Origin of the sequence: Actinomyces timonensis DSM 23838, assembly GCF_000295095.1 — a bacterium.
In the GTDB taxonomy this organism is placed as follows: domain Bacteria; phylum Actinomycetota; class Actinomycetes; order Actinomycetales; family Actinomycetaceae; genus Actinomyces; species Actinomyces timonensis.
Window position 1 is genome coordinate 548,243 of record NZ_JH806633.1, and the last position, 26,329, is coordinate 574,571.

Sequence of the window (26,329 nt, forward strand, 5' to 3'; positions counted from 1 at the left end):
ACGGTAGACTCGGCGAGCCGGCCCACGGATCCCTCGCGGGATCATCCGGCGGGCCGGGGCGCATCGATGGATGCGCTAGAACTACGTAACCGTGCGCCTCACCGGCGCATTAGGAGGACACAAAGTGACCACCCGCGTTGGTATCAACGGCTTCGGCCGCATCGGCCGCAACTTCTTCCGTGCCGCGCTTGAGCAGGGCGCCGACATCGAGGTCGTCGCGGTCAACGACCTGACCGACAACAAGACCCTCGCCCACCTCCTCAAGTACGACTCCATCCTTGGTCGCTTCGACGGCGAGGTTTCCTTCGACGACGACGGCATCACCGTCAACGGCAAGCACATCAAGGTCCTCGAGCAGCGCGACCCGGCCCAGCTCCCCTGGGGCGAGCTCGGCGTTGAGGTCGTCGTGGAGTCCACCGGCTTCTTCACCGACGGTGAGAAGGCCAAGGCCCACATCGACGCCGGCGCCAAGAAGGTCGTCATCTCCGCCCCGGCGAAGAACGTCGACGGCACCTTCGTCATGGGTGTCAACGAGGCCGACTACGACAACGCCACGATGAACATCGTGTCGAACGCCTCCTGCACCACCAACTGCCTCGCGCCGCTGGCCAAGGTCCTCCACGAGAACTTCGGCATCGTCCAGGGCATCATGACCACCATCCACTCCTACACGGGTGACCAGCGCGTTCTCGACGCCCCGCACAAGGACCTGCGTCGCGCCCGCGCCGCCGCCCTCAACATGATCCCCACCAAGACCGGTGCCGCCCAGGCCGTGGCCCTCGTCCTGCCCGACCTCAAGGGCAAGTTCGACGGCCTCGCCGTCCGCGTCCCCACCCCGACCGGTTCCCTGACCGACCTGACCTTCCAGGCCGAGAAGGAGGTCTCCGTCGAGTCCGTCAAGGCCGCCGTCAAGGCCGCCGCCGAGGGCGAGCTCAAGGGCATCCTCTCCTACACCGAGGACCCGATCGTCTCCACCGACATCGTCGGCGACCCGCACTCCTCGATCTTCGACGCCACCGAGACCAAGGTCATCGGCAACCTCGTCAAGGTCCTGTCCTGGTACGACAACGAGTGGGGCTACTCCAACCGCCTCGTGCAGCTGACCGCCCTGGTCGGCTCCAAGCTCGCCTGAACCAGCGCACGAGCTGAGCCAGCGATCGGGAGGCGCGGCGTGAAGAGCACCGTGAGCACCCGATGAACCGACGCCCGCGCACGCCCAGCGTGCGCGGGCGTCGGCCACCCATCCTCCATCCACCGTTCACCCGAACGCCACAACACACCTTGAGAGGTTCCATGAAGACCATCGAGTCCCTCGGCGACCTGGCCGGCAAGCGCGTCCTCGTCCGCTCCGACTTCAACGTCCCGCTCGACGCCGACAAGAACATCACCGACGACGGCCGCATCCAGGCCGCCCTGCCCACCCTGCGCAAGCTCCTCGAGGCTGGCGCCAAGGTCATCATCACCGCCCACCTGGGCCGCCCCAAGGGCCAGGCCAACCCCGACTTCTCGCTGGCCCCCGTCGCCAAGCGCCTCGCCGAGGTCACCGGCGTCAAGGTCGTCCTGGCCGAGGACACCGTCGGCGAGTCCGCCAAGGCCGCCGTCGCCGCCATGAGCGCCGGCGAGATCGTCCTGCTGGAGAACGTGCGCTTCAACGCCGCCGAGACCTCCAAGGACGACGCCGAGCGCGAGGCCTTCGCCGCCCAGCTCGCCGAGCTCGCCGACGCCTTCGTCTCCGACGGCTTCGGCGTGGTCCACCGCAAGCAGGCCTCCGTCTACGACATCGCCAAGATCCTCCCGGCCGCCGCGGGTCTGCTCGTGGTCAAGGAGATCGAGTCCCTCGGCCGCGCCGTCAACAACCCCGAGCGCCCCTACACCGTGGTGCTCGGCGGCTCCAAGGTCTCCGACAAGCTCGGCGTCATCGCCAACCTGCTGTCCAAGGCGGACCGCCTCCTCATCGGCGGTGGCATGGCCTACACCTTCCTCGTCGCCCAGGGCTACGAGGTCGGCACCTCCCTGCTGGAGAAGGACCAGGTCGAGACCGTCAAGGGCTACCTGGAGACCGCCAAGGCCAACGGCGTCGAGCTGCTCCTGCCCGTCGACACCGTCGTCGCCCCGGAGTTCAAGGCCGACGCCCCCGCGACCGTCGTGGCCGCCGACGCCATCCCGGCCGACCAGATGGGCCTCGACATCGGCCCCAAGACCGCCGAGCTCTTCGGCAAGGCGATCGCCTCGTCCAAGACCGTCGTGTGGAACGGCCCCATGGGCGTCTTCGAGTTCGAGGCCTTCGCCGCCGGAACGAAGGCCGTGGCCCAGGCCATCAGCGACTCTGACGCCTTCAGCGTCATCGGTGGCGGCGACTCCGCCGCGGCCGTGCGCACCCTCGGCTTCGACGAGACGACGTTCTCCCACATCTCCACCGGTGGCGGCGCCTCCCTGGAGCTCCTCGAGGGCAAGACCCTGCCGGGCATCGCCGTCCTCGAGGGCTGAGCGCGGACCGCGCCGCTCCAGCCCCACCTGACCAACCCAACTGACACGAAGGACACCATCGCAATGTCGAACCGCACCCCCCTCATGGCGGGCAACTGGAAGATGAACCTGGACCACCTCGAGGCCAACCACCTCGTCCAGGGCATCGCCATGGAGCTCAAGGACGCCGGCCACGACTTCGCCAAGTGCGAGGCCGTCGTCATCCCGCCGTTCACCGACCTGCGCACCGTGCAGACCGTCGTCGACGCCGACAACCTGGAGATCAAGTACGGTGCCCAGGACGTCTCCATCCACGACAACGGCGCCTACACCGGTGAGATCTCCACCGCCATGCTCACCAAGCTCGGCTGCTCCTACGTGGTCATGGGCCACTCCGAGCGCCGCGAGTACCACAGCGAGTCCGACGAGCTCGTCGGCGCCAAGGCCCGCAAGGCCCTCGACGCCGGCATGACGCCGATCCTGTGCTGCGGCGAGGCCCTCGAGATCCGCAAGGCCGGCACGCACGTCGAGTTCGTCCTCGGCCAGATCCGCGCCGCCCTCAAGGGCTGGAGTGCCGAGGACGTCGCCAAGATCGTCATCGCCTACGAGCCCATCTGGGCCATCGGCACCGGCGAGACCGCCACCGCCGACGACGCCCAGGAGGTCTGCGGCGCGATCCGCGCGGCCCTGCGCGAGGACTTCGGCGAGGCCACCGCTGAGGCCACCCGCGTGCTCTACGGCGGCTCCGCCAAGCCCGGCAACATCGTCGAGCTCATGGCGCAGCCCGACATCGACGGCGCCCTCATCGGCGGCGCCTCCCTCAAGGCGGACTCCTTCGCGGCCATGTGCCGCTTCTACGCCGCCTGAGCCGGACCGGGCGCCGCGCCTCCCGCCGCCACCCATGTGGGCGGGCGGGCGGCGCCCGTGACGCAACAGCGACCGGGGCCAGGGCACCTCACAGGAGGCGCGCCCTGGCCCCGGCCCGCGATTCGGGTAGAGTCAGCCACGGTCATCGCCGCGCGAGCGCTCGCCAGCGGCACATCCGCTCCTGACGGATCCAGCGCGGATCCCTCCACTGAAAGGACGACGGCGTGGACATCCTCCGCATCATCCTCCAGGTGCTCCTCGTTATGTCGAGTTTCTTCCTCATCATGTCGATCCTCCTGCACAAGGGGAAGGGCGGCGGCCTGTCCGACATGTTCGGCGGAGGCATCTCCTCCTCGGCCGGCTCCTCCGGCGTCGCCGAGCGCAACCTCGACCGCATCACCGTGGGCGTCGGCCTCATGTGGAGCCTGACGATCATCGGCCTCGGGCTCCTGGTGAAGCTCTCCTGACCGCCTCATCCAGCCGCGCAGCAGACCCGCGCGGGGACGCCCTCGAGCGATCCCTGCGCGGGTATCTTGCGCATCTGCGGGTCGAGCGGGGCCTGAGCGAGAACACCCTGGCCGCCTACCTGCGGGACCTCTCGCGGTACACCGCTTTCCTCAGGGAGCGCGGGATCACCGCGCCCGGCGCCGTCGCCGAGGAGGACGTCGCCGCCTTCTCCCAGGCCATCCGCACCGGCGAGGACGGCGGGCGGGCCCTGGCGGCCTCCTCAGCCGCGCGCACGGTCACGGCGGTGCGCGGCTGGCACCGATTCCTCCTCGATGAGGGGACCACGCCGACGGACCCCTCGGCGGCCGTCCGCCCCCCGCAGGTCGGGCGCCGCCTGCCCAAGGCCCTCAGCGTCGAGGAGGTGCGCGCGCTCCTGGAGGCGGCCGCCGTCGACGACTCGCCCGTGAGCCTGCGCGACCGCGCCCTGCTGGAGATCCTCTACGCCACCGGGGCCCGCATCTCCGAGGCCGTCGGCCTCGTCGTCGACGACCTCGATGCGGGCAGCGGCGTCCTCCGGCTGTTCGGCAAGGGCCGTAAGGAGCGGATCGTCCCCATGGGGCAGTACGCCTGGGCGGCGCTCGACGCCTACCTCGTGCGGGGGAGGCCGAGCCTTGCCGCCAAGGGCAGGGGAGTGCCCGAGGTCTTCCTCAACACACTCGGGCGGCCCCTGTCCCGCCAGACGGCGTGGAGCATCCTCCAGCAGGCCGCCGCCCGGGCGGGCCTCACCGGCGACGGCGCTGACGGGGGCGAGCGGCATATCTCGCCCCACACGCTGCGCCACTCCTTCGCCACCCACCTGCTCGCGGGCGGGGCGGACGTGCGCGTCGTCCAGGAGATGCTCGGGCACGCCTCGGTGACCACCACCCAGATCTACACGAAGGTGACCGTCGACCACCTCAGGGAGGTCTACGCCACGAGCCATCCCCGGGCTCACTGATGATGCCTACTGATGATTCCAGTGCCGTCCGCTACCCTGGCCCTGTGAGTGACTCCAAGCAGCCCGGCCTGATCGACCTTCCCGCCCCTGAGCAGAAGGAGTTCCCCGTCCCCGCGCCCCTGGAGTCCCACGGGCCGGCACGGATCATCTCCATGTGCAACCAGAAGGGCGGCGTCGGCAAGACGACGACGACCATCAGCCTGGGGGCCTCCCTCGTGGAGTACGGGCGCAAGGTGCTCATCGTCGACTTCGACCCGCAGGGCGCCGCCTCGGCGGGCCTCGGCGTCAACGCCAACGAGCTCGACACGACGATCTACGACCTCCTCGTGGCCGCCCGCCCGGACATCCTGCCGGTCATCCACGAGACCTCCATGCCGGGGCTCGACCTCGTGCCCGCCAACATCGACCTGTCCGCCGCGGAGGTCCAGCTCGTCAACGAGGTCGCCCGCGAGCAGGCGCTCGCCCGGGTGCTGCGCCCCGTCGTCGACGACTACGACGCCATCATCGTGGACTGCCAGCCCTCTCTCGGCCTGCTCACGGTCAACGCGCTGACCGCCTCCCACGGCGTCATCATCCCGCTGGAGACCGAGTACTTCGCCCTGCGCGGCGTGGCCCTCCTCGTGGAGACCGTCGAGCGGATCAAGGACCGCCTCAACCCGCGCCTCGACATCGACGGCATCCTCGCCACCATGGTCGACTCCCGCACCCTGCACTCGCGCGAGGTCCTGGAGCGACTCGAGCAGGCCTTCGGCGAGCGCCTCTTCGACACGCGGATCCGCCGCACCGTCAAGTTCCCCGACGCCTCCGTGGCCGCCGAGCCCATCAACACCTACGCCCCCACGCACGCGGGCACCGAGGCCTACCGGCGCCTGGCCCGGGAGATCATCGCTCGCGGCTGTGTCGCCTGACGACGCCGCAGCGCCCCGGAAAGCGGGGACGCCCGGGAGCGCTGGGGCGCCCGAGGCCGTCCGGGAGCACGAGGGCGCCGAGCAGGAGGGACCCGCGCGGCTCCCCGGCTTCTCCGTCAGCCTGCCCCAGTTCGAGGGCCCCTTCGACCTCCTTCTCAGCCTCATCGCCCGGCGCCGTCTCGACGTCACCGAGCTCGCCCTGGCCGAGGTGACCGACGAGTTCATAGCGCATATGCGCGCCGACTGGGACCTCGGGCACGCCAGCGAGTTCGTCGTCGTGGCCTCCACGCTCCTCGCCCTCAAGGCCCACCGCCTCCTGCCCCACGTGGACGGGGAGGAGGATGAGGACCTGGAGCTCCTGGAGGCCCGCGACCTCCTCTTCGCCCGGCTCCTCCAGTACCGGGCCTACAAGCGGGCCGCCGCCGCCCTGCACGAGATGTCCACCGCCGCGGCCACCGCCCACCCGCGCGTCGTCGCGCTCGCGCCCGAGCTCGCCTCCCTGCTGCCCAAGCTCGTCGCCAACGTCGGTCCCGCCGAGCTCGCCCGCATCGCCCTGGCGGCCTTCAACCGGCCCGATGCCCCCGGCGTGCAGACCGTCCACCTCCACGAGGCCGTGCCCGTCAGCGAGCAGATCACGGTGCTCGCCCTGCGGCTGCGCTCCGCCGGGACTCTCACATTCTCCGAGCTCACGGGCGACGCGGACCGGGTGGCCGTCGTCGTCGCCCGCTTCCTGGGGCTGCTCATCCTGCACCGCCAGGGCAGCGTCGACCTGGAGCAGGGCGAGGCCATGGGGGAGATCACGGTGTCCTGGTGCGGCGGGGACGACGATCTGACAGGCATCATGGCCCCGGATATGGAGGGTCTGGGGGAGGAGTTCTCATGAGCGCGGATGCGTCGGCGGGGCAGGCCGTCCCGGAGGCCGACGGCGAGGAGGCGCGCGCCGCAGAGGGCGCGGTTGGTGCCGTTTCGGCTGCCGCGAGCGATGAGCTCCTGGCCGCGGCAGAGGCGGTGCTCGTCGTCTCCGACGAGCCGGTGACCGCCGCCGCGCTCGGCGCCGCCCTCGGTTTGGAGGAGAAGGAGGCCGAGGCGCTGCTGGAGGCCCTGGCCGCCGAGTACCGGGGCGAGGCTGCCGCGGGGACCACGGCGGGGGCAGGCGCGGGGACGCCCGGGCGCCGTCGGGGGTTCATCCTGCGGCGCGTCGCCGGGGGATGGCGGCTCGCCTCAGCGCCCGAGCACGCCGGGATCGTGGAGAGCTTCGTCGTCGGCGGGGCCGCCGCGCGCCTGTCCCAAGCCGCCCTGGAGACCCTCGCCGTCATCGCCTACCGCCAGCCCGTCACCCGCGGGCGGATCGCCGCGATCCGCGGGGTCAACGTCGACGGCGTCGTGCGCACGCTCCACGCCCGCGGGCTCATCGAGGAAGCCGGCAATGAGACCTCCGGCGCGATCCTCTACCGTACGACCAACGAGTTCCTCGAGTACCTCGGGATCGACAGCCTCGACGGGCTGCCGCCCCTGGCACCCCACCTCCCGGACGCCTCCCAGTTGGAGGACATCGAGCATGAGACGGAGACGCGATGAGCACCCGCGGCCACAGCACCGGCAGCACCGGCAGTACAGGCGCTGACGGGGTCCCCCTGGGGGACTTCGGGGCGGAGGAGTTCTACGACGAGGACGACATCGAGGAGCTCGGCGACGAAAACGCCCTCACCCCCGCCGAGCTCGCTGCCTTCGACGACGGTGCCCTGGCCGAGGAGGACGAGGCGAGGCTCGCCGATGAGCGCCGCCGGGCCTCGCGCGGCGGGGAGGACGACCCGCATGTCGAGTCCGGGCAGCGCCTCCAGAAGGTCCTCGCCCACGCGGGCGTCGCCTCCCGGCGGGCCTGCGAGGCGATCATCGCCGCGGGCCGGGTGAGCGTCGACGGCGTCGTCGTCACGGAGCCCGGGGTGCGGGTCGATCCCGTGGAGCAGGAGATCCGGGTGGACGGCTCGCGCATCCTCACCAGCCCCGACGTCCTCACCATCATGTTGCACAAGCCCGCCGGCGTGGTCACCACCATGGAGGACCCCGAGGGGCGGCCGACCGTCGCCGAGCTGGGGGAGCGGTACGTGGCCGAGCACGCCGAGGAAATCGGGCAGGGCGGTGAGGGCGGCGCGGGTGGGCGCATCCGGCTCGTCCACGTGGGCCGCCTCGACACCGAGACCGAGGGGCTGCTCCTGCTGTCCAATGACGGCGAGCTCTCCCACCGGCTCATGCACCCCAGCTATGAGATCTCAAAGACCTATGTGGCGATCGTCAAGGGACAGGTCGAGCCCTGGGTGCCCCGCAAGCTCAAGCGCGGCATCGAGCTCGACGACGGCCCCATCAGCGCCGACCGCGTCGTCATCAAGGACTCCGGGCCCGCCGGCTCGATCCTGGAGATCACCCTGCACTCCGGGCGCAACCGGATCGTGCGGCGCATGTGCGACGCCGTCGGGCACCCCGTCATCCGCCTGTCCCGCACCAAGCTCGGGCCCCTGGCCCTCGGCGGCTTGAAGCCCGGGGCGATGAGGGCGCTCACCGGCGAGCAGATCGCCGCCCTCCAGAAGGAGGTCGGGCTGTGAGTGGGGCGGCAGAGAGCGCCAGCCCGACCAGCGCGGCGGCGGCTCCCGCCGCCACGCGCGGCCCCGTGCTCATCATCGGGACCGGCCTGCTCGGCACCTCACTCGCGCTCGTCCTCACCGCCGCCGGCGTGCCCGTCCAACTGCAGGACACCTCGCCCACCTCGCTCGCGCTCGCCCGCGACATGGGGGCCGGCGCCGTGAGGGCAGAGGGCGATCCCGAGCCCGCGCTCGTCGTCGTCGCCACCCCGCCGGATGTGGCAGCGCAGGTCGTCATCGGCGCGCTCGAGGCCCACCCCGCGGCGGTGGTCACCGACGTCGCCTCCGTCAAGGCGCGCGTGGGCGCCGAGGTCCGCGCCCGCGCTGGTGCCGCGGCCTCCCGCTACGTGGGCTCCCACCCCATGGCCGGCCGGGAGCGCTCGGGCGCCGGTGCCGCCGACTCCGACCTCTTCGCCGGCCGCCCCTGGGTGATCGTCGCAGACGGCGCCGAGCCCGCCGCCGAGATCGCCGTGCGCAACCTCGCGATGGACGCTGGCGCCGCGCCGCTGCGCCTGGGCGCCGCCGAGCACGACGCCGCCGTCGCCGCCGTCTCCCATATGCCGCAACTCGTCTCCTCGCTCGTGGCCGCGCGGCTCGAGGCCCTGCCGGAGACGGCGCTCGAGTTGGCCGGACAGGGCCTGCGGGATGTCACGCGCATCGCGGCCTCCGACCCGCGGCTGTGGTCCGCGATCGTCGTGGGCAACGCCGGTCCCGTGGCAGGGCTGCTGAAGGACCTGCGCGCGGACCTCGACGCGCTGATCGCCGGGATCGAGCCGGCCGCCGTCGACGCCGGCTCCGAGGAGTACACGGCGCCGGGGCGGGCCGAGGCGATCGCCCCCGGCGCCGTCGGCGCGATCACGGATGTCATGAGCCGCGGCAACACCGGCCAGGCGCGCATCCCCGGCAAGCACGGCGGCGCGCCCAGGCGCTACGCGGTGGTGCAGGTGCTCGTGCCCGACCAGCCCGGCTACCTGGGCCGCCTCTTCACGGACATCGGCGAGGCCGGCGTGAACATCGAGGACTTCGCTATGGAGCACTCCGCCGGGCAGCGCGCGGGCCTGGCCTTGGTCTCCGTCCTGCCGAGCGCGGCCCAGCCGCTGGAGGCTGAGCTGGACGGACGCGGCTGGAGGGTCGTCGTCGCCTGAGGGTGGGTGCGCGCAGCACTGACGGGTGCGCTTGGCACTGACGGGTGCGCGCAGCACCGTCAGGTGCGGTGAGAACGCACCTCTCGGTGCTCAGCGCACCTGTCGGTGCAGGCGGGCGGGGTGGTTTTGGCACGGCGGCGGGCACATGTGGGACGCTTGGGCCAGTCGCGCGCCAGCGCAAAGCAGGAAGGCCGGGAGCATATGGGAATCGTCGTCGCCATCGATGGGCCGAGCGGGTCGGGCAAGTCCACCGTCGCCAAGCGGGTCGCCGCAGCGCTGGGCCTGGCCTACCTCGACACCGGTGCCATGTACCGCGCCGCCGCCTGGTGGTGCGAGCGCACCGGCATCGACCTCACCGCCGATGAGGTGGACGCCGACGCCGTCACCCGGGCCGTCCTCACCATGCCCCTCGACATGGGCCTCGACCCCGCGGCACCCGGCGTGGCCTGCGACGGCGTCGACATCGCCGAGGCCATCCGCGACCCGCATATCGCCTCCGTCGTCTCCAAGGTCGCCACCAACCTCGACGTGCGCGCCGAGCTCGCCCGCCTCCAGCGCGAGATCATCGCCGAGGAGTCCCGCGACGCCGTCGACCTGCACCGCTCCTTCAGCACGGGGGCGGGGATCGTCGCCGAGGGCCGCGACATCACCACCGTCATCGCCCCCGACGCCGACGTCCGCCTCCTCGTCACCGCCAGCGAGGAGGCCCGCCTGGCCCGCCGCGCCGGGGACCTGGAGGCCGCGGGCAAGAGCGTCGACGCCGCCGCCCTGCGCGACCAGGTGGTGCGCCGCGACCACGACGACGCCACCGTCTCCCAGTTCCTCACCGCACCCGAGGGCGTCACCCTCGTCGACTCCTCCGACATGACGCTCGAGGAGACCGTCGACCACGTCCTCGGCCTCATCGAGGCGGCCCGCGCCGAGGCCGTCGAGCGAGACCAGGCCGACGAGCAGCGGGCCGAGGCCCTGCGCGCCGGCCTGCGGGAGTACGCGCTGGAGGACGAGGACCTGGCCCTGCTTGACGACGAGGCGGAGCTCCCCTCCGGCGAGACCGCCTTCGAGGCCGGGCTGCCCGTGCTCGCCGTCGTCGGGCGCCCGAACGTCGGCAAGTCCACGCTCGTCAACCGGGTCCTGGGCCGCCGCGAGGCCGTCGTCCAGGACACCCCGGGAGTCACCCGGGACCGCGTCTCCTACCCCGCCGAGTGGGCGGGGCGCCGCTTCACCATCGTGGACACCGGCGGCTGGGAGGTCGACGTCGAGGGCCTGGACGCCTCGGTCGCCTCCCAGGCGGAGGTCGCCGTCGAGCTCGCCGACGCCGTCCTGCTCGTCGTCGACGCGCAGGTGGGCATCACCGAGACCGACGCCCAGGTGGTGCGCCTCCTGCGGCGCAGCGGCAAGCCCGTGGTGCTGGCCGCCAACAAGGTCGACTCCCCGGCCCAGGAGGGCGACGCCGCCTCCCTGTGGAACCTGGGGCTGGGCGAGCCCTACGCCGTCTCCGCCCTCCACGGGCGCGGCAGCGGGGAGGTCCTCGACGCCTGCATGGAGGTCCTGCCGGAGGTCTCCGCCATCGCCCCGGCCGCCCCCGAGGGGCATATGCACCGCATCGCCCTGGTGGGCCGCCCCAATGTTGGCAAGTCCTCCCTGCTCAACTCCATCGCCAGGCAGGACCGCGTGGTCGTCAACGAGCTGGCCGGCACCACCCGCGACCCCGTGGACGAGATCATCGAGCTCGACGACCGCCAGTGGGTGTTCGTGGACACGGCCGGCATCCGCCGCCGCGTGCGCCAGTCGCGCGGAGCCGACTACTACGCGGTCCTGCGCACCCAGGGGGCGATTGAGAAGGCGGAGGTCGCCGTCGTCCTCCTGGACGCCTCCGAGCCGCTGACCGAGCAGGACGTGCGGGTCATCCAGCAGGCGGTCGACGCTGGTCGCGCGCTCGTGCTGGTCAACAACAAGTGGGACCTCGTGGACGAGGACCGCCAGAAGATGCTCAGGTGGGAGATCGAGCACGACCTCGCGCATGTGTCCTGGGCGCCGCATATCAACCTCGCTGCGGCCACCGGCTGGCACACGAACCGGCTCGTGCGCGCTCTCGACGCCGCCCTGGAGGGCTGGGGGACGCGCATCCCGACCGGCCGCCTCAATTCCTTCCTCGGGGAGCTCCAGGCGGCGACCCCGCACCCGCTGCGTGGCGGCAAGCAGCCTCGCATCCTTTTCTCCACGCAGGCGCAGGTGCGCCCGCCGCGCATCGTCATCTTCACCACCGGGTTCCTCGACGCCGGCTACCGGCGCTTCATCGAGCGCCGCCTGCGCGAGGAGTTCGGCTTCGTGGGCACCCCGATCCAGATCGGCGTGCGCGTGCGGGAGAAGCGCCAGCGGCGATGAGTGCCTCGCGGATGAGTGTGGGGCGGGCTCCTCGCGGCGGCGCCGAAGGGCCGGCCGACGGCGGTCGCGCTTCGGCGCCGCGGGCGCTGGATCACCGGCCGGTGGACCCGGTCATGCTCCTGTTCGACCTCGTCTACGTCTTCCTCATCACCGAGGTGAGCGGGGTCCTGCGCGGAGAGCCGGGGATGCTCGGCGTGGCGCGGGCTGGGGTCATCCTCGCGCTCGTCTACTGGCAGTGGGTGCTCGTGTCCGTGCAGACGAGCCTGCGGGACATGTCGACGGCGCCCAACCGCTTCACGGTCATGCTCCTCATGCTCGTCGCCATGGTGAGCGCCGCGGCCGTGCCCGAGGCCTTCAACGACCGGGCGACGGTCCTGGCGGTCTCCTGCACGGCGTCCCGGTTCCTCATCACCGGCCTGCTCGCCCGCTCGGAGAACAGCCGGGCCTTCCGCATGGACCTCCTGGCCTCGCTCATCCAGGCCCCACTGCTCATCGCCGGGGCGATCGTCGGCGGCACGGCGCAACTCGTCTTGTGGGCGGGTGCCGCGCTGTATGAGATCTCCGGGCCGCTCATCCACTCGCGCACGATGCGGACCCAGAGGTACGACGTCGGCAATGTGGTGGAGCGCTTCGGGCTGCTCATTATCGTGGCACTGGGGGAGACGATCGTGTCGATCTGCACCCCGCAGGCCGAGCTGAGCGAGCTGACCACCGCGGACCTCGCGGTGCTCGTGGCGGCTTTCGTTCTGGTGGTGGGCCTGTGGTGGGCGTACTTCCACCGCGGCGCGGCGCTCATGGAGCATTACATCGCGAACGCCGCCGTGCCGTTCCTCCCGGTGCGCAATCTGCTGGCTTATGGGCATCTCGTGCTCGTGGCGGGGCTTATCGCGATCGCGGCTGGCTTCCACCATGTGGTGGCCGATCCCCATCATCCGGCGGATGCCCGCTCGGCGGCGCTGCTCTGCGCGGGGACGATCGCCTTCCTCGCGATGTTCGCAGTCGTCCGCCTGCGCAATATCCACCGCGTCTATGTGTCCCGGATGGTCGCGAGCGGCATCTGCCTCCTCCTCATTCCCGTGGGAATGAGGGTGAGCGGGCTCGTGCTCGTCAGCGCCCTCGCCGCCGTGGCCGCCGCGCAGTGCGCGTGGGAGACCCTCGCCCCGCGCAGCGCTGGCGCCCCCGAGCGGGACGAGCTGGCTGCCGTGGCGGCTATCCGGGGATAGGAGAGGGGAGTTAGCGAGGGACAGGGCGCGAGGAGTTCGGCTTCGCGGGCACACCGATCCAGATCGGCGTGCGCGTGCGGGAGAAGCGCCAGCGGCGGTGAGTGGGGTGGGACGCTGGCGTGCCCGCGAGTCCCCGCTTTGCTGTTCCCGAGTTCAACCCGCCCGTGACGACTCAAGGATAGGATGAGGTTGTGATTGATCACCTCTCGCTTGGCGTCAGCGACCCCTCTGCATCGAGTGCCTTCTACACGAGGGCGCTCGCGCCCTTGGGCTACCGGGTGCTCGCGGAGCACGGCCCGGTGATCGGGCTGGGTATCGAAAGGCGCGAGGATGGGCCGAATGCGGAGTTGTGGCTGGTTCCCGCCGACACGCCGACTGTCGTTCATCTGGCGTTGACGGCGGAGTCGACCGAGCAGGTTGATGCCTTCTACGAGGCGGCGCTTGCCGCGGGCGGCAGCGACAACGGCTCCCCTGGGGAGCGGCCGCAGTACCATCCGGGTTACTACGGTGCCTTCGTCCTGGACCCGGACGGACACAACATCGAGGCGGTCTTTCACGGCTGAGCATGGCAGCGAGGGCTGTCGAGTACGACGAGTTCGTCGCCGTGGCCGCTGCCCGGTAGGCCGCGCGAGGCGGAAGTAGGTGGTGAGGGGCGCGCGGGACGCTACGCCTCGGGCGGCTCGCCTTCGTCGCGGATGGCGGGATTGTCATCTTCGATGGCGTAGCCGTCCTCGTCGAATTTCGCCCATCGGGCCCCCGGAGGAAGACGCACGTTAGAATCGACTTTGAGATTCACTGGGAAAGTGATGGCACTGTTACTCGCTGTTTTCCAAGTATAGTTGAATAGTGCTCCTTCGAAATTGACGATGCCACTGAAGTCGGCGCCCTCAAAATCTGCCTTGCGCTTAAACTTCGCACTGCAAAAGTCGGTGTAGTCCATAAATTTCGCCTCACGAAAGCCGGCTCCGAAAATATAGGTTGTATACCGAAAATCGGTTCGGGCGGAAAAATACGCCTTCCAGAAGTCAGCTGTGTAAAATGTGGCTCCTGCGAAGACCGCGAAGGAGAATGAGGTTCTTCGAAAGTCGACAACAGTGAAGAACGCTCTTTCGAAATCGACTCGCTCGAAGGATGAGTTATTGAAATCTGCGATGACGAAGTTGGCCTCATTGAAAGAAATGGTGTCCGAAGATACGACGCCCGTAAAAATGGTGCTGCCACTGAATGTCGCTCGCTCGAAAGTGGTTACATCACCGAATGTGGAGTTTCGAAAATTGGAACTCTCAACGAATTCCACATTCTTGAATCTCGTGGGTCCGACGAAGGTAGACGAGTCGAAAGTGGCGTTCGCGATGAATAGCGCGCCTTCGAAGGTCGCAGGTGTATTGAATGCTAAACCGTCGAAAGTAAGCGGTTCAACGAAGATTGCGTTGTGGAGGTCGATCGAGCAGTCGCACCAGAGTTGGTCGTCGTCGACCTCTTGAATGACCTCCTCTGAACGGTCGGTCGTGGGGCGTGCCTTCCGCAGATGCCGTGCCAAGACCTCGAGGACGGTCGACTCCACTGGCCCGTCTGTGCTCACGCACCTGCGGCCTTTGACGACGATGGCCGACTCGTCCTCGTCCCCGGTGGCGGGCTCCCACTGGCCGCGCTCGGTGCGCAGGTAGCCGCAGAGGATGTCGACGACCCGCTGCTTGTACGAACCCTTGTAGGTGTCGGCGACATCCGTCAGGGCGTAGACGCCAGCGATCCGTACCTGGGGTGAATCGCTCCCCAGTTGTTCCACGGCGGCCAGGAGCCGTGCTTCTGCATCCCGCCCTACCGACGCCTTCTCATCGCGCTCAGCGCTGGCCCGTTCCCGATACTTGATGACGAGATAGCCGACAGCGCCAATGCCACCGATCGTCGTCAACGCGACTTTGACAACCTCGATCGGAGCAACGCGGGCATGAGTGGAACCGCCGATCCACCAGCCTCGCGACCACGGGAATCCACCGCCCCAGAGCCAGACAAGCGCGGTGAACAGCAGGACCGCAAGCAGTGCCCAACCGAGGATGACCCGGAAGAGCGAGGCGCTGAACCAATCCCGCACCCGTCGCCATGCATTCCGTCGCCATGCTGCCACCGTCGTCTGCAACCGGCGTGCCAGAGGGGGCTTCTTCTCAGCCGAATCGTCAGGAGCATCCACTGCGCCGGTCCTCTCTGGAATCGGGATGACGACGCTGGGGGAGAGTGCGGCGCCGCGGACCGATCCTACCTGCGCGTTCGCCGTCGGAGGCCTGCTCCGCCTCCGCCGAGCCGAACCCCGCCCTTCCGTCCCGCCATTCGTGTCGGACCTACCCGCTACGCTTGGGGCATGCAGACGCCTATCGATGCCACCGCAACGCCCTCCTGGACCCGCCTGACCGAACTGCACCTCGGCATGCGCCCTGACCTGCGCGCCTGGTTCGCGCAGGACCCAGAGCGCGCCGAGCGCTTCACCTACCAGGTCGGTGACCTCACCATCGACCTGTCCAAGAACCTCCTCACCGATGATGTCCGTGACGCCCTCGCCTCCCTCGCCGTCGAGGTGGACGTGCCCGGGCGCCGCGACGCCATGTACTCCGGCGAGCACATCAACATCACCGAGGACCGCGCCGTCCTCCACACCGCCCTGCGCCGCCCCGCCACCGACGCCCTCATGGTGGACAACCAGGACGTCGTCACCGACGTCCACAAGGTCCTCGAGCGCGTCTACGACTTCGCCCGCCGCGTCCGCTCCGGCGAGTGGGTCGGCGTGACCGGCAAGCGCATCGAGACCGTCGTCAACATTGGCATCGGCGGCTCCGACCTCGGCCCCGTCATGGTCTACGAGGCCCTCAAGCCCTACGTCCAGGACGGTCTGGAGTGCCGCTTCATCTCCAACATCGACCCCAACGACTGCGCGGAGAAGGTCAAGGACCTCAACCCCGAGACCACCCTGTTCATCATCGCCTCCAAGACCTTCACCACGCTGGAGACCCTCACCAACGCGCGCATGGCCCGCGACTGGTTCCTCGCCTCCCTCGCCGAGCGCGGCATCAGCGCCGACGGCGCCATCGCCAAGCACTTCGTGGCCGTGTCCACCGCGCTCGACAAGGTCGCCGACTTCGGCATCGACCCCGCCAACGCCTTCGGCTTCTGGAACTGGGTCGGCGGGCGCTACTCCGTCGACTCCGCCGTCGGCACCGTCCTCGCCGTCGCCATCGGCCCCGAGAACTTCGCCGACTTCCTCGCCGGCTTCCACGCCGTCGACGAGCACTTCGCCACCAAGGACCCGGCCGAGAACGTCCCCATGCTCATGGGCCTTCTCAACGTCTGGTACGTCAACTTCTTCCACGCCGCCTCCCACGCGGTGCTGCCCTACGCCCAGTACCTGCACCGCTTCCCCGCCTACCTCCAGCAGCTCACCATGGAGTCCAACGGCAAGTCCGTGCGCTGGGACGGCTCCTCCGTCACCACCGACACCGGCGAGATCTTCTGGGGCGAGGCCGGCACCAACGGCCAGCACGCCTTCTACCAGCTCATCCACCAGGGCACCCAGCTCATCCCCGCCGACTTCATCGCCGTGGCCAACCCCGCCCACCCCGTCAAGGACGGCGGCGTCGACGTCCACGAGCTCTTCCTGTCCAACTACCTCGCCCAGACCGCCGCCCTCGCCTTCGGCAAGACCGCCGAGGAGGTGCGCGCCGAGGGCACCCCGGAGGCGATCGTCCCCGCCCGCGTCTTCGCCGGCAACAAGCCGACGACGTCGATCCTCGCCCCCGCCCTCACCCCGAGCGTCGTGGGCCAGCTCATCGCCCTCTACGAGCACATCACCTTCACGCAGGGCATCGTGTGGGGCATCGACTCCTTCGACCAGTGGGGCGTCGAGCTCGGCAAGAAGCTCGCCCTCGAGATCGCCCCCGCCGTCCAGGGCGACGCCGAGGCGCTCGCCGCGCAGGACTCCTCCACACAGGGCCTCATCCGCCGCTACCGGGAGCTGCGCCACTGAGCACCGCACCCGCGCAGGGCCACGGCCCGGCCTCCCCGTGGGCGCCCGTCGTCGATGACGGGCGCCTGCGGGACCTCAGCGACGCCGAGCGCGCCCGGTACTCGCGCAACATGCTCGTCCCCGAGGTCGGGGTCGTCGGCCAGCAGCGCATCCGCGCCGCCCGCGTCCTCCTCATCGGCGCCGGGGGGCTCGGCGCGCCCGCCGCCCTCTACCTCGCCGCCGCCGGAGTCGGCGCACTCGGCATCGTCGACTTCGACGTCGTCGACATCTCCAACCTCCAACGCCAGATCCTCCACACCACTGACGGCGTCGGCGTCTCGAAGGCCCAGTCGGCTGCCGCTGCGATCACCGCGCTCAACCCTGACATGGAGGTCATCCTCCACGAGGAGCGGCTCGACGCCAGCAACGCCCTGCGATTGCTGGAGGGCTGGGACGTGGTTATCGACGGCACCGACAACTTCCCCACCCGCTACCTCGTCGGCGACGCCTGCGCCATGCTCGGCATCCCCCTCGTCCATGGCGCCGTCCTCCACTCCGCCGGCCAAGTCGGGGTCTTCGACGCCGCCCGGGGGCCCTGCCACCGCTGCCTCCACCCCGAGCCCCCGCCACCCGGCTCCGTGCCCTCCTGCGCGGAGGCCGGCGTGCTCGGCGTCCTGCCGGGCATCATCGGCACCATGCAGGCCACCGAGGCGCTCAAACTCATCATCGGGGGAGGGGAGCCCCTCATCGGAAGGCTCCTCCTCCTCGACGCCTGGGGCGCCAGCGTGCGGGAGATCCCCGTCGCCAAGCGCCCCGACTGCCCCCTGTGCGGGCCGAGCCCCGCCATCACGAGCCTGGAGACGGTCCAGGAGACCTGCGCCGTCCCCGACACCACAGAACTGGAGAGGAACAACGCCATGAAGAGCATCACCGCCATGGACCTGCGCGCCCGCATCGCGGCGGGGGAGAGGCCCGGCGAGGCCTACACGCTCCTGGACGTGCGCGAGGCCGACGAGATCGCCGCCATGCCCGTGCCCGGGGCCATCCACATCCCGCTCGGGGAGGTGGTCGAGCGCGCCGGGGAGCTCGATGCCGGGCGGGAGACCATCGTGACCTGTCAGGGCGGCATCCGCTCCAAGAAGGCCATCAAGGCCCTGAAGGCGGCCGGCTACACCGGTGCCCTCACGAACCTCGACGGCGGGGCCCGCGCCTGGTACAAGTCGGCCTGAGCCGCGGGCGGGCGGGCTGGCTGGCTGGCGCAGGCCGTCGGCGCGCCCGTGACTGGGGTCACCGCGTGCCGGTTTCGCCTGCGGGGCCACGGTGGGCTAAGGTTCTACACGTTCCGAGCGGACCCGAGCGGCGGAGGCGACTCCAGCCGCAGGGACGTGAGGCAACGGGCTGTGGCGCAGTTTGGTAGCGCACTTGACTGGGGGTCAAGGGGTCGTGGGTTCAAATCCCGCCAGCCCGACTGATAACCGAATACCCTCAGCCCGCGCGACGAGTCATCGTAGCGCGGGCATTTTGCCGCCTGAGCCAGCGCGGCGAGGCGCTCAGCTGGCGTCCTTCACGCTGCCTTGGCGATCTGAGAGACCCTCCCCTTGGAAATCCCCATCAGGGTCGCGACGTCCTGCACGCTCAGCCCCTGTGTGAGTAGATCTGAGACCGTTCGGGCCTGCTCGGAACGTGCGCGTGCGCGGGCCTCCTCGGCGTCGCGCTGCGCCTGGTGCACGCAGGTGACCGCGTCGCGCACAGGGCCGGTCACCTCAAGTTCGACGGTAGCGTCTGCCAGAGCGGAGTCCTCCTCGGCCATGATCGACACGACATCACGGGCCATGTCCAAAGCCTCAGCCAGGGTGCGTCCCTGGGTGTACTGGACGGTCCCCGCGCAGGGAACCTCGACGGCCCACCAGGAACCCGAGCGTGTGGCAGTGGCAGTGACGGTACTCATCGGTTCTCCTCGGCCTTGCGGATAATGCTCTTGGCGGTGATCTCGTTGATGTCCTTGTGTCGCGGGACGATGAGAAGTGTGGCGCCGATGCGGGCCTTGGTGTGGTGACCTCCCTCAACGAGAGCCAGCGCCTCGCCGCGCTGCCTGGCGATGGCGGCGAGGCGCCTCAGCAAGTCGTTCCGCTTCACGCCACAGAGTTTATCAACCCTGAACACGAGCTGTCGAGCATCGCTAAACGCGCAAGTGGAGCTATGAGAGTCTCACCTCAACCCGGTTCTTCCGGTTTGAGGGTGTGGTTGGGGTGGTGGCGCGCGGGGGTAGAGGGGGCGTCGGGGTCTTGGCGGGCATGATGGGAGTCGCTGACTATCCTTCGCCTGCCGGAGTGCCCCGACACCCCGCCGGAACCGCTCCTACTCGTGCCCCTACCGTCTCACCTGACTCCTGACACGTTAGTGTGCCGGGTTGATGTCGAGGGCTGTGAGGATGTCGGTGGCTTGGGTGGTGAGCTGGGGTTGGGTGGTGAGGGTATGGCCAGCGATGGTGACCTCGACGGCCAGGCCCGCCTTGGAGTCCGTGACGAACCTGGGTCTGCGCGCTGAGGCCTCTCCAGCCATGACGGCCAGCGCCTTGTTGCGCTGGGCTGTGAGCGCGGCGTTGTCGTGGGTGAAGCGCTTGGACGAGTAGTGCCACACCTCTCGCCAGGATCCCGGGTTGTTCTGGGGGGCTCCGCGTGGCGGGTCGGTGGCAGCGCGACCGGCCCGCCTGGACGCTGACGGCGCTTGCTCCTCGTCGGTGCTGTGGGGGGTTCGGTTGGCGGTTCATACGGTGGCCCACGGCGGGAGGGTCTTGGCGGGCCGGGGTCTGCCGAATAGGTTCTTGCGTATGCGGTATTCGTGTGGCAGCCATTCGTCGCGGAGTTCTTCGCGGCGGGCTGGTGTGGGCGAGGTGCGGATTAAAGTGGCGTCTCCGTCGGCGTTGATGTTCCACGAGGGTGGGGCGGGGGTTTGCAGCCAGGGGCTCAACAGGCGTGAGTAGTCGTGTCCCAGCCACAGCCACCACACGGGATCGGGGAACAAACCGAGGAGGGTGTGGTCGCGAGAGCGGTTGATCTCCTGCCGTCGCTGAGCTTCCGTTGTGAATTCGGCGAGATCGTCTTTCGCTTTGTAGCCGTCGAGGACTTCGCATGAAGCCACTTCTGCGTGGAGTTCGCGAGCCATTCCTGTGAAGAATTCGCTCAACCGATCCATTTGCCCTCGTTCGACGACGGAATCCAGGAGAGCGTAGCATGAGACGTCATACAGAGAGTCTTCTAACGGTTCAGCCGACTCTCGTCGTTTCGCAACAAGGGGAAGGAAGAATTGGATCCTTCCTAGTAGCGCGGAGTGCCATAGGGTGGCGGACCATTCTCGGCTGTCTGGGCTTGTGAGCCAGGCTTTTGAGCTGTCTGTGATCAAGCGTTTATCGAAATAATCGAATCGGTCGGGCATGAAGTCTGGGAAGTGCTCTTCGCATGTTCGGATCCACTGGGCTACCGGGTGTTCGCACATGCGGAGGCGCCCGAACCAGGTCATTGCCAGTGCTCGCCCCTTCACGGGCACGGTGTCGGGGTCGGGTGGGGTGTACTCGACTTGATCGTCGGTCATATACCCTGCCCCATCCCCGCTCTCCATTGTCACGGCAACGCCGTTCATTCTGGATGCCAACGCGGTCAGGCAGGCCCATGGCTCGTCAGTGTCGTAGCCTTCGATGTGCATCCGATAAGCCTGCGTGTACATGGGGCTGCCTTCTTGCTCGGCAACCCAGCGCATTAAGTGTGGGCTCGCGACATCAGTGGCATCGAAGAGCTCGAATGAAAATTTCTGGAATGAAACATCGAAAGCATCGGTCGCGTTCAGCGTGACGGTGCCGTCGGCGAAGGCTCGGCTGACATCGTCAAGAGTCAGCGGGCTGAATCCGTACAAATCGTAGACAGCCGAAAAGGACATGATAGAAACCTTTCATGGCTCTTCCGTTATTTGTGCCGAAATCTGAGGGTAAGGGTACGAAGTCGGTGGCAAAAGGACGAACTCGACGCTGCGGGTCAGGCGACCTCGGCGATGGCGGCGAGCACGGCGTCGGGGACGCCCACGGCGCGCAGGCCGCCGAGCAGCGCCCCACCGGTCGCGCCCGAGCGCACGACCTCCCAGGCGCGGTCCTTCACCATGTAGTCGATCTCCACCGGCTCCAGGATGGAGAACACCTCATCGGCCAGGCCAGGCGGCTCAGTCCGCACCCCCTCCAGCGATAGCGTCGCACCGCCGTCGGCCAGGCTCACCTCGCCCAGCGCGACGTCAAGCCCGCCGCCAAGCGTCAGGCCATCCGCGGGCCGGACGCCCACCTCCACCGGCCGCCCATCCAGGGACGCGCGCGCATCGCCCCCAACGGACAGGAGCCGCACGGTGATCTCCCGCGCCTCCGGCACAACGCCGCGCGGACCCTCCTGGGTGATCTCCAGGCGCGCGCTCCCCGCGTCCTCGTCCCAGGCGAGCGAGAAGCGCGTGCGCACCACGGCATCCGCGCCGGGCTCGGGGGAGCCGTCGTCCTCCTCCAGCACGAAGAAGCCGTCGGCCCCAGGAACCACGAGAACATCGAGGCGCCGGGGATTAGCGCCCGCCGCCTCGGACAGTTCGCCGGCCAGCACGACGACGCTGCCCGCGCGCGCCAGCACCGGCACCTGCTCCAGGCGCCGCGAGAGCGCGAGCTCGGCGCCCTCGTCGGAGGCCACCGTGTAGCGGCGTCCGGTCGGCAGATCGAACCACGTGCCCTGGGGCAGCCAGGCGCTCTCCTGGGCGAGCCCAGTGGCGTCGGCGCGGTGCACCATGGGCACCACCACGAGGTCCCCGAACAGGAACTCCGTGTGGTGGGAATAGGCGCCCATGCGCCGGGGGTAGTCGTGGTAGAGCGGGCGGATCGGGGCGACGCCGTCTGCCGCCGCGCGCCTCGCCCACGTGTACAGGCTCGGCACCAGCCGGTGGCGCAGCCGCAGATAGGCGTTCATGGCGGCTCGGGCATTGCGCGAGTAGCGCCACGGCTCCTTGGAATTGAACGCCGACGCCGTCGAGTGAAGACGGTTGATGGGGGAGAAGCAGCCCAACTGGACCCAGCGCGCCATCATCTCGGAGTCCTTGACGCCGAACATGTGGCCGCCGATGTCATTCGACCACCAGAAATAGCCGATATTCGCCGCCCTCGCCGTGAACTCCGGCTGGAAGGCCAGGGAATCCCAGCTCGTCACCGTGTCACCGGAGAAGCCGATCGGCGTGCGATGGCTGGATGCGTCCGCGAAACGGGAGAAAGTAATGGGGCGCCGGCGCCCGCCCTCCCGCTCACGCCCCGAATCCAGGAAGTGGACATGGTTGAGCATCCACAGGGGGTCGAGGCCCGGGATATCGGTGACGCCGCCCTGCTGCCAGTCGAGCCACCAGAAGTCGACGCCCTGCTCCTCCAGCGTGTGGTGGGCGTGCTCCAGGTAGGAGGCCACGAACGCCGTGTCCGCGATGTTGAAGGGGATCTCCTCACCGGAGGCGGGGTCCCGGCCGAGGTCGCGCATCATCGGGGCGTAGGCGTCCTCGTGGCGCCGGATGCCGGCCGCCGGGTGCAGGTTGAGGGTCACCTCCATGCCCCGCTCGTGGAGGGCGGCGAGGAAGCGCGCGGGGTCGGGGAAGAGGTCGGTGTTCCAGGAATAGCCGGTCCAGCCATTGCCAATGGCGGGGTCGATATCCACCCAGTGCCAATCCATGTCGAGCACCGCCACGGAGAAGGGCAGTTCCTCCGCCGCGAAGCGGTCCATGAGCTCCAGGTACTCCTCGCCGGAGTAGGAGTGGTAGCGGCTCCACCAGTTGCCCAGCAGTGCGCGGGGCACGAGCGGCGTCGGACCGGTCAGGGCGAAGAAGTCGCGCAGGGCGCCGCGGTAGTCCTGGCCATAGCCGAAGAGGTAGAGATCCTCCCCGGCTGGCGTCCCATCAACCGGGCTGGCACCTGGCCGGGGGCGCACCCACTGGTCCTCCTGGAGTAGCAGGGAGGCGGAATCATCGACAACGGCGATCCCGTTGGTGGCGAGCAGCCCTGGCCCGAGCTCCACCCGCCCGTCGGCCTCATCCAGGGTACGGCAGGTGCCGCCAAGGTTCGTCGGGTAGCTCTCGTGGGGGTCCCAGACGTCGCCGTGGTGCCAGGTGCCGCCGTGGAGATTGAGGACGGCGGTGCGCAGGCTGACCGTCAGACCGGAGCGGGAGAAGCCGCGCGAGGGCTGGTAGCTCAGGTGGAGGTGCTCGGTGAGGATCTCCAGGCGGTCATCGCCCCGCACCACCTGGAAATCAGGCGTCGCGCCCAGGTCCCGGGTCAGGACCAGCTGGGTCGCGGCGTCGGTGAAGACGCTGTCGGGGGATTGCTCCATGCGGATGAGCCGGTCCGTGAGCACGGTGAAGCGGGCGGTGCCCGCGGTGACGACGGCGTCCGGGCGGGCGGGGGCCATGCGCGGCTCACTGGAGCCGGAGGACAGGGGTGAGGTCATGATCGGCCTTTGACTGGGGCGGCAGCGCCCGTGAGCAAGCGCTGGTGGACGGCATGGCGAACGGCACGGCGGGCGAGGAGCGCCCGCGGCGCCCCATCCTCCCTCATGAGCCGCCTGTCAGGTAGCCCATCTCGTGCTTTCTCCCGCGGCCCTCCCACGATCTGACGGCATGTGCCCATGAGCACACATTCTGCACTTGGTGCAAGGCTGCACTGGGTGCAATCATCGTCCTATGACTCGTCCGCCCACGATCAGCGCTGCTTCCTCGGCGGGACTGCGCGCCACCAACGCGCGCCGCACCCGCGAGGCGATCCAGGCCAGCGCCCTGCGCCTCGCCGCCGAGCACGGCTATGAGGCCACCACCGTGGAGGATGTCGCCGCGGACGCGGGAGTCTCCCGCCGCACCGTCTTCAACTACTTCCCCACGAAGGCCGACCTCATCCTCCGCGCCCCCCAGGCGCCCTCCCAGGAGGAGGTCAAGGCCTTCGTCGACTCCGACGGCGACCTCCTCACCGATCTCCTCGCCCTGGTCACCCACGCCGTCGCCCCCATGGGCAGCGACGCCGAGGAGTTCCAGCTCCTGCGCCGCGTCCTCCGCGACGCGCCGAGCGTCATCCCCGAGCTCCAGTCGCGCGTGCGGATCGTCCACTCGGTCATCCGCGCCGCCCTCGCGCAGCGCATGGGCGCCGACCTCGGCTCGCCGCAGGTCATCGCCGCCGCCGCGCTGGCCACCACCATGTACAAGGCGGCCTTCGAGCTCTGGGCCGGCGACGGCCGCATGGACGGCCTTGGCGAGGTCCCCTCCGCCAAGGGCGCCGCAACGAGCACCAGGGCGCCAGGCGCGCCCGAGACTCTCGCCGAGGCCCTGGCCCTCATCACCGACAGCCTCCACAGCATCTTCAGTGGCACCCCGGCGCCCGCCGCCACGAGAAAGGACCACGCGTGACACAGCGCGACACCACCGCCCCCGCCGCGCGGGCCGAGGCGCCCGAGACTCTCAAGGCGGCGGACGTCTTCAAGCCCGACCGCCGCTTCTGGGCCGTCTACGCCTCCCTGCTCGTCGTTATGTTCCTGTCCGCCCTCGACCAGACGATCGTCGGCACCGCGCTGCCCACGATCGTCGGCGACCTCGGCGGCGCCAGCCATATGGCGTGGATCATCACCGCCTACACCCTCGCCGTCACCGTGGCCATGCCGGTCTACGGCAAGCTCGGGGACCTCGTGGGCCGCAAGACCCTCTTCCTCATCGCCATCGCCCTGTTCCTCATCGGCTCGGCGCTGTGCGGCACCGCCGACTCCATGACGGCGCTCATCGCCTGGCGCGCCCTCCAGGGCCTGGGCGGCGGCGGCCTCATGATCTCCTCCCAGGCGATCACCGGCGACCTCATCCCACCGCGCGTCCGCGGCACCTACATGGCCCCCATGGGCGCCATGTTCGGCATCGCCTCCATCCTCGGCCCCATCATCGGCGGCTGGCTGACCGACTCCGTCTCCTGGCACTGGGTCTTCTGGGTGAACCTGCCGCTCGGCGTCATCGCCTGGATCGCCGTGTGGGCCGTCCTCAAGCTGCCCGTCCACAAGCTCGAGGCCAGGATCGACTGGGCGGGCCTGTCCCTCATGAACCTCGGGGCCGTGCTCATCGTCCTCGTCGCCACCTTCGGCGGCAACCAGCTCGACTGGTCCAGCCCCGCGCTCATCGCCATGATCGTCGTCGGCGCCCTGGCCTGGCTCGTACTGCCCCTGGTGGAGAAGCGCGCGGCCGAGCCGATCCTGCCCATGTCGGTCCTCATGAACCGCACCTTCATCCTCACCACCGTCCAGGGGATGCTCGCCATGGGCGGCATGATCGGCGCCAGCCTCTACCTGCCGACCTTCCTCCAGATGAGCTACGGCTACTCCGCGACCGTCTCCGGCCTCCTCCTGGTGCCCATGACGGTGGGAATGCTCGCCGCCGGTATCGGCTCCGGCATCCTCGTCACCCGCACCGGCCGCTACCGCGTCTACCTCATCATCGGCCCGATCGTCTCCGGCGCGGCCCTGCTGTGGATGAGCACTTTCAGCGCCGACACCCCCGTGTGGATCATCTCCACAGCCGTGCTCGTCCTCGGCGCCGGTATCGGCCTGTTCTTCCAGCTGCTCATGACGCTCGTCCAGAACGACGTCGAGCCGCGCAACCTCGGCACCGCCACCAGCGGCAACAACTTCTTCCGCGAGGTCGCCGTGTCGCTGGGCTCCTCGCTCATCGGCGTGGCCTTCTCCAACAACCTCACCGACCGGCTCGGCGCCAACCTCATGGCCCTGGCCACGAGCGAGGACCCGCAGGTCCAGGCGGCGCTCCAGGAGTTCCAGGGCAGCGGCGACGGCAGCTCCTCGCTCACACCGGCCATCGTCAACCAGCTCCCGGACGCCCTCCACACGGCGATCACCAACGCCTACGCCGACGCGCTCACCCCGATCTTCCTGCTCATGGTGCCCGTCTTCGGCCTGGCCATGATCATCGGCTTCTTCTACAAGGACGTCCCGCTCTCGCGCCAGTCCGCCCTCGAGCAGGTCGCCCAGGCCGAGAGCGCCCCAGCAGAGGACGCCGAGAAGACTGAGAAGTCGGAGAAGGCCGACGACGACGGCGAGCCCGGCGATGCTGAGCCTCAGCACCGCCGCTTCGGAGCCATGGAGCTCGAGGTCCCCGACGACTTCGACGAGCCCATGCCCGAGGAGGAGCTCGACCGATGGAGCTGATCCATGGGCTCCGGCTGCTGTCGTGGTGAGG

Annotated in this window: 23 protein-coding genes and 1 tRNA gene; 18 read left to right on the forward strand and 6 right to left on the reverse strand. The window is 69.5% G+C overall.

The annotated features are described in order from the left end of the window. Window positions 1-124 precede the first annotated feature (124 nt). From gap to A1QA_RS0108940, 13 genes are all read left to right on the forward strand, one after another. A complete protein-coding gene (gene gap, locus A1QA_RS0108880) occupies window positions 125-1,132 on the forward strand; it encodes a type I glyceraldehyde-3-phosphate dehydrogenase (protein ID WP_017178557.1) in 1,008 nt (335 codons plus the stop codon). Between the two features lie 161 nt (window positions 1,133-1,293). Further along, entirely contained in the window at window positions 1,294-2,487 is a 1,194-nt protein-coding gene (locus A1QA_RS0108885) for a phosphoglycerate kinase (RefSeq protein ID WP_017178558.1), read from the forward strand. Between the two features lie 63 nt (window positions 2,488-2,550). Beyond that, on the forward strand, window positions 2,551-3,333 hold the full coding sequence (gene tpiA, locus A1QA_RS0108890) for a triose-phosphate isomerase (protein WP_017178559.1): 783 nt from the start codon (window positions 2,551-2,553) through the stop codon (window positions 3,331-3,333). A gap of 224 nt (window positions 3,334-3,557) precedes the next feature. Beyond that, on the forward strand, window positions 3,558-3,800 hold the full coding sequence (secG, locus tag A1QA_RS0108895; protein ID WP_017178560.1) for a preprotein translocase subunit SecG: 243 nt from the start codon (window positions 3,558-3,560) through the stop codon (window positions 3,798-3,800). A 53-nt stretch (window positions 3,801-3,853) separates the two neighbouring features. Continuing rightward, window positions 3,854-4,777: a site-specific tyrosine recombinase XerD gene (gene xerD / locus A1QA_RS0108900; RefSeq protein ID WP_026048829.1), complete on the forward strand. Its 924-nt coding sequence runs from the start codon at window positions 3,854-3,856 to the stop codon at window positions 4,775-4,777. 44 nt (window positions 4,778-4,821) lie between these two features. Beyond that, window positions 4,822-5,685, forward strand: coding sequence for a ParA family protein (locus A1QA_RS0108905; protein ID WP_017178563.1), 864 nt, complete (start codon window positions 4,822-4,824; stop codon window positions 5,683-5,685). A gap of 121 nt (window positions 5,686-5,806) precedes the next feature. Continuing rightward, window positions 5,807-6,568: a segregation/condensation protein A gene (locus tag A1QA_RS0108910; protein ID WP_051000612.1), complete on the forward strand. Its 762-nt coding sequence runs from the start codon at window positions 5,807-5,809 to the stop codon at window positions 6,566-6,568. Continuing rightward, the gene (scpB, locus tag A1QA_RS0108915) at window positions 6,565-7,263 is read left to right on the forward strand and encodes an SMC-Scp complex subunit ScpB (RefSeq protein WP_017178565.1); all 699 of its coding nucleotides are present in this window, start codon (window positions 6,565-6,567) and stop codon (window positions 7,261-7,263) included. The genes A1QA_RS0108910 and scpB overlap by 4 nt, the downstream gene beginning before the upstream one ends. Beyond that, the gene (locus tag A1QA_RS0108920) at window positions 7,260-8,285 is read left to right on the forward strand and encodes a pseudouridine synthase (RefSeq protein WP_017178566.1); all 1,026 of its coding nucleotides are present in this window, start codon (window positions 7,260-7,262) and stop codon (window positions 8,283-8,285) included. Before scpB ends, A1QA_RS0108920 begins: the two co-directional genes overlap by 4 nt. Next, the gene (locus tag A1QA_RS0108925) at window positions 8,282-9,466 is read left to right on the forward strand and encodes a prephenate dehydrogenase (protein WP_017178567.1); all 1,185 of its coding nucleotides are present in this window, start codon (window positions 8,282-8,284) and stop codon (window positions 9,464-9,466) included. Before A1QA_RS0108920 ends, A1QA_RS0108925 begins: the two co-directional genes overlap by 4 nt. Window positions 9,467-9,667: 201 nt before the next feature. Further along, window positions 9,668-11,851 (forward strand): bifunctional cytidylate kinase/GTPase Der, encoded by a 2,184-nt coding sequence (gene der / locus A1QA_RS0108930; RefSeq protein WP_017178568.1) that lies wholly within the window; start codon window positions 9,668-9,670, stop codon window positions 11,849-11,851. Window positions 11,852-11,964: 113 nt separating this feature from the next. Then, window positions 11,965-13,074 carry a low temperature requirement protein A gene (locus tag A1QA_RS0108935; RefSeq protein ID WP_244266122.1) on the forward strand — a complete coding sequence of 370 codons (1,110 nt, stop codon included), beginning with the start codon at window positions 11,965-11,967 and terminating at the stop codon, window positions 13,072-13,074. A gap of 191 nt (window positions 13,075-13,265) precedes the next feature. Beyond that, a complete protein-coding gene (locus A1QA_RS0108940; RefSeq protein ID WP_017178570.1) occupies window positions 13,266-13,637 on the forward strand; it encodes a VOC family protein in 372 nt (123 codons plus the stop codon). A gap of 101 nt (window positions 13,638-13,738) precedes the next feature. Here the strand turns inward: A1QA_RS0108940 and A1QA_RS0108945 are convergent, their stop codons facing one another. Continuing rightward, window positions 13,739-15,262, reverse strand: coding sequence for a pentapeptide repeat-containing protein (locus A1QA_RS0108945; RefSeq protein WP_167320650.1), 1,524 nt, complete (start codon window positions 15,260-15,262; stop codon window positions 13,739-13,741). A gap of 168 nt (window positions 15,263-15,430) precedes the next feature. Between A1QA_RS0108945 and pgi the strand changes: the two genes are divergently transcribed. The 3 genes from pgi (at window position 15,431) to A1QA_RS0108960 (ending at window position 18,533) form a co-directional block, all read left to right on the forward strand. After that, the gene (gene pgi, locus A1QA_RS0108950) at window positions 15,431-17,086 is read left to right on the forward strand and encodes a glucose-6-phosphate isomerase (RefSeq protein WP_017178572.1); all 1,656 of its coding nucleotides are present in this window, start codon (window positions 15,431-15,433) and stop codon (window positions 17,084-17,086) included. A 110-nt stretch (window positions 17,087-17,196) separates the two neighbouring features. Continuing rightward, complete coding sequence (gene moeB / locus A1QA_RS0108955; RefSeq protein WP_017178573.1) at window positions 17,197-18,294, forward strand: molybdopterin-synthase adenylyltransferase MoeB; 1,098 nt, start codon at window positions 17,197-17,199, stop codon at window positions 18,292-18,294. Between the two features lie 165 nt (window positions 18,295-18,459). After that, window positions 18,460-18,533: transfer RNA gene (locus tag A1QA_RS0108960), tRNA-Pro, on the forward strand. Window positions 18,534-18,629: 96 nt separating this feature from the next. Here A1QA_RS0108960 and A1QA_RS0108965 read toward each other — a convergent pair. From A1QA_RS0108965 to A1QA_RS0108985, 5 genes are all read right to left on the reverse strand, one after another. Next, window positions 18,630-18,899, reverse strand: coding sequence for a hypothetical protein (locus A1QA_RS0108965; protein WP_154652338.1), 270 nt, complete (start codon window positions 18,897-18,899; stop codon window positions 18,630-18,632). A gap of 110 nt (window positions 18,900-19,009) precedes the next feature. After that, a complete protein-coding gene (locus tag A1QA_RS0108970) occupies window positions 19,010-19,201 on the reverse strand; it encodes a hypothetical protein (RefSeq protein WP_017178575.1) in 192 nt (63 codons plus the stop codon). A 261-nt stretch (window positions 19,202-19,462) separates the two neighbouring features. Next, window positions 19,463-19,705 (reverse strand): hypothetical protein, encoded by a 243-nt coding sequence (locus tag A1QA_RS0108975; RefSeq protein WP_017178576.1) that lies wholly within the window; start codon window positions 19,703-19,705, stop codon window positions 19,463-19,465. Window positions 19,706-19,831: 126 nt separating this feature from the next. Then, window positions 19,832-20,998 carry a hypothetical protein gene (locus tag A1QA_RS15960; protein WP_154652339.1) on the reverse strand — a complete coding sequence of 389 codons (1,167 nt, stop codon included), beginning with the start codon at window positions 20,996-20,998 and terminating at the stop codon, window positions 19,832-19,834. A 95-nt stretch (window positions 20,999-21,093) separates the two neighbouring features. Continuing rightward, window positions 21,094-23,562 (reverse strand): glycoside hydrolase family 31 protein, encoded by a 2,469-nt coding sequence (locus tag A1QA_RS0108985; RefSeq protein ID WP_017178578.1) that lies wholly within the window; start codon window positions 23,560-23,562, stop codon window positions 21,094-21,096. 232 nt (window positions 23,563-23,794) lie between these two features. On the opposite strand from A1QA_RS0108985, the gene A1QA_RS14135 reads away from it, so the two are divergent. Both A1QA_RS14135 and A1QA_RS0108995 read left to right on the forward strand, forming a co-directional pair. Further along, window positions 23,795-24,508 carry a TetR/AcrR family transcriptional regulator gene (locus A1QA_RS14135; RefSeq protein ID WP_017178579.1) on the forward strand — a complete coding sequence of 238 codons (714 nt, stop codon included), beginning with the start codon at window positions 23,795-23,797 and terminating at the stop codon, window positions 24,506-24,508. Further along, window positions 24,505-26,298: an MDR family MFS transporter gene (locus A1QA_RS0108995; RefSeq protein ID WP_017178580.1), complete on the forward strand. Its 1,794-nt coding sequence runs from the start codon at window positions 24,505-24,507 to the stop codon at window positions 26,296-26,298. The genes A1QA_RS14135 and A1QA_RS0108995 overlap by 4 nt, the downstream gene beginning before the upstream one ends. Window positions 26,299-26,329 lie beyond the last annotated feature (31 nt).

What these genes read in the sequence shown, in the direction of transcription:
- A1QA_RS0108885 (WP_017178558.1), top strand. Translation starts at nt 1,294, where the DNA reads ATGAAGACCATCGAGTCCCTCGGCGACCTGGCCGGCAAGCGCGTCCTC.
- der (WP_017178568.1), top strand. Translation starts at nt 9,668, where the DNA reads ATGGGAATCGTCGTCGCCATCGATGGGCCGAGCGGGTCGGGCAAGTCC.
- A1QA_RS0108935 (WP_244266122.1), top strand. Translation starts at nt 11,965, where the DNA reads ATGCTCCTGTTCGACCTCGTCTACGTCTTCCTCATCACCGAGGTGAGC.
- A1QA_RS0108965 (WP_154652338.1), bottom strand. Translation starts at nt 18,899, where the DNA reads ATGGCCCGTGATGTCGTGTCGATCATGGCCGAGGAGGACTCCGCTCTG.
- A1QA_RS15960 (WP_154652339.1), bottom strand. Translation starts at nt 20,998, where the DNA reads ATGTCCTTTTCGGCTGTCTACGATTTGTACGGATTCAGCCCGCTGACT.
- A1QA_RS0108985 (WP_017178578.1), bottom strand. Translation starts at nt 23,562, where the DNA reads ATGACCTCACCCCTGTCCTCCGGCTCCAGTGAGCCGCGCATGGCCCCC.
- A1QA_RS14135 (WP_017178579.1), top strand. Translation starts at nt 23,795, where the DNA reads ATGACTCGTCCGCCCACGATCAGCGCTGCTTCCTCGGCGGGACTGCGC.
- tpiA (WP_017178559.1), top strand. Translation starts at nt 2,551, where the DNA reads ATGTCGAACCGCACCCCCCTCATGGCGGGCAACTGGAAGATGAACCTG.
- scpB (WP_017178565.1), top strand. Translation starts at nt 6,565, where the DNA reads ATGAGCGCGGATGCGTCGGCGGGGCAGGCCGTCCCGGAGGCCGACGGC.
- A1QA_RS0108920 (WP_017178566.1), top strand. Translation starts at nt 7,260, where the DNA reads ATGAGCACCCGCGGCCACAGCACCGGCAGCACCGGCAGTACAGGCGCT.
- pgi (WP_017178572.1), top strand. Translation starts at nt 15,431, where the DNA reads ATGCAGACGCCTATCGATGCCACCGCAACGCCCTCCTGGACCCGCCTG.
- moeB (WP_017178573.1), top strand. Translation starts at nt 17,197, where the DNA reads ATGCTCGTCCCCGAGGTCGGGGTCGTCGGCCAGCAGCGCATCCGCGCC.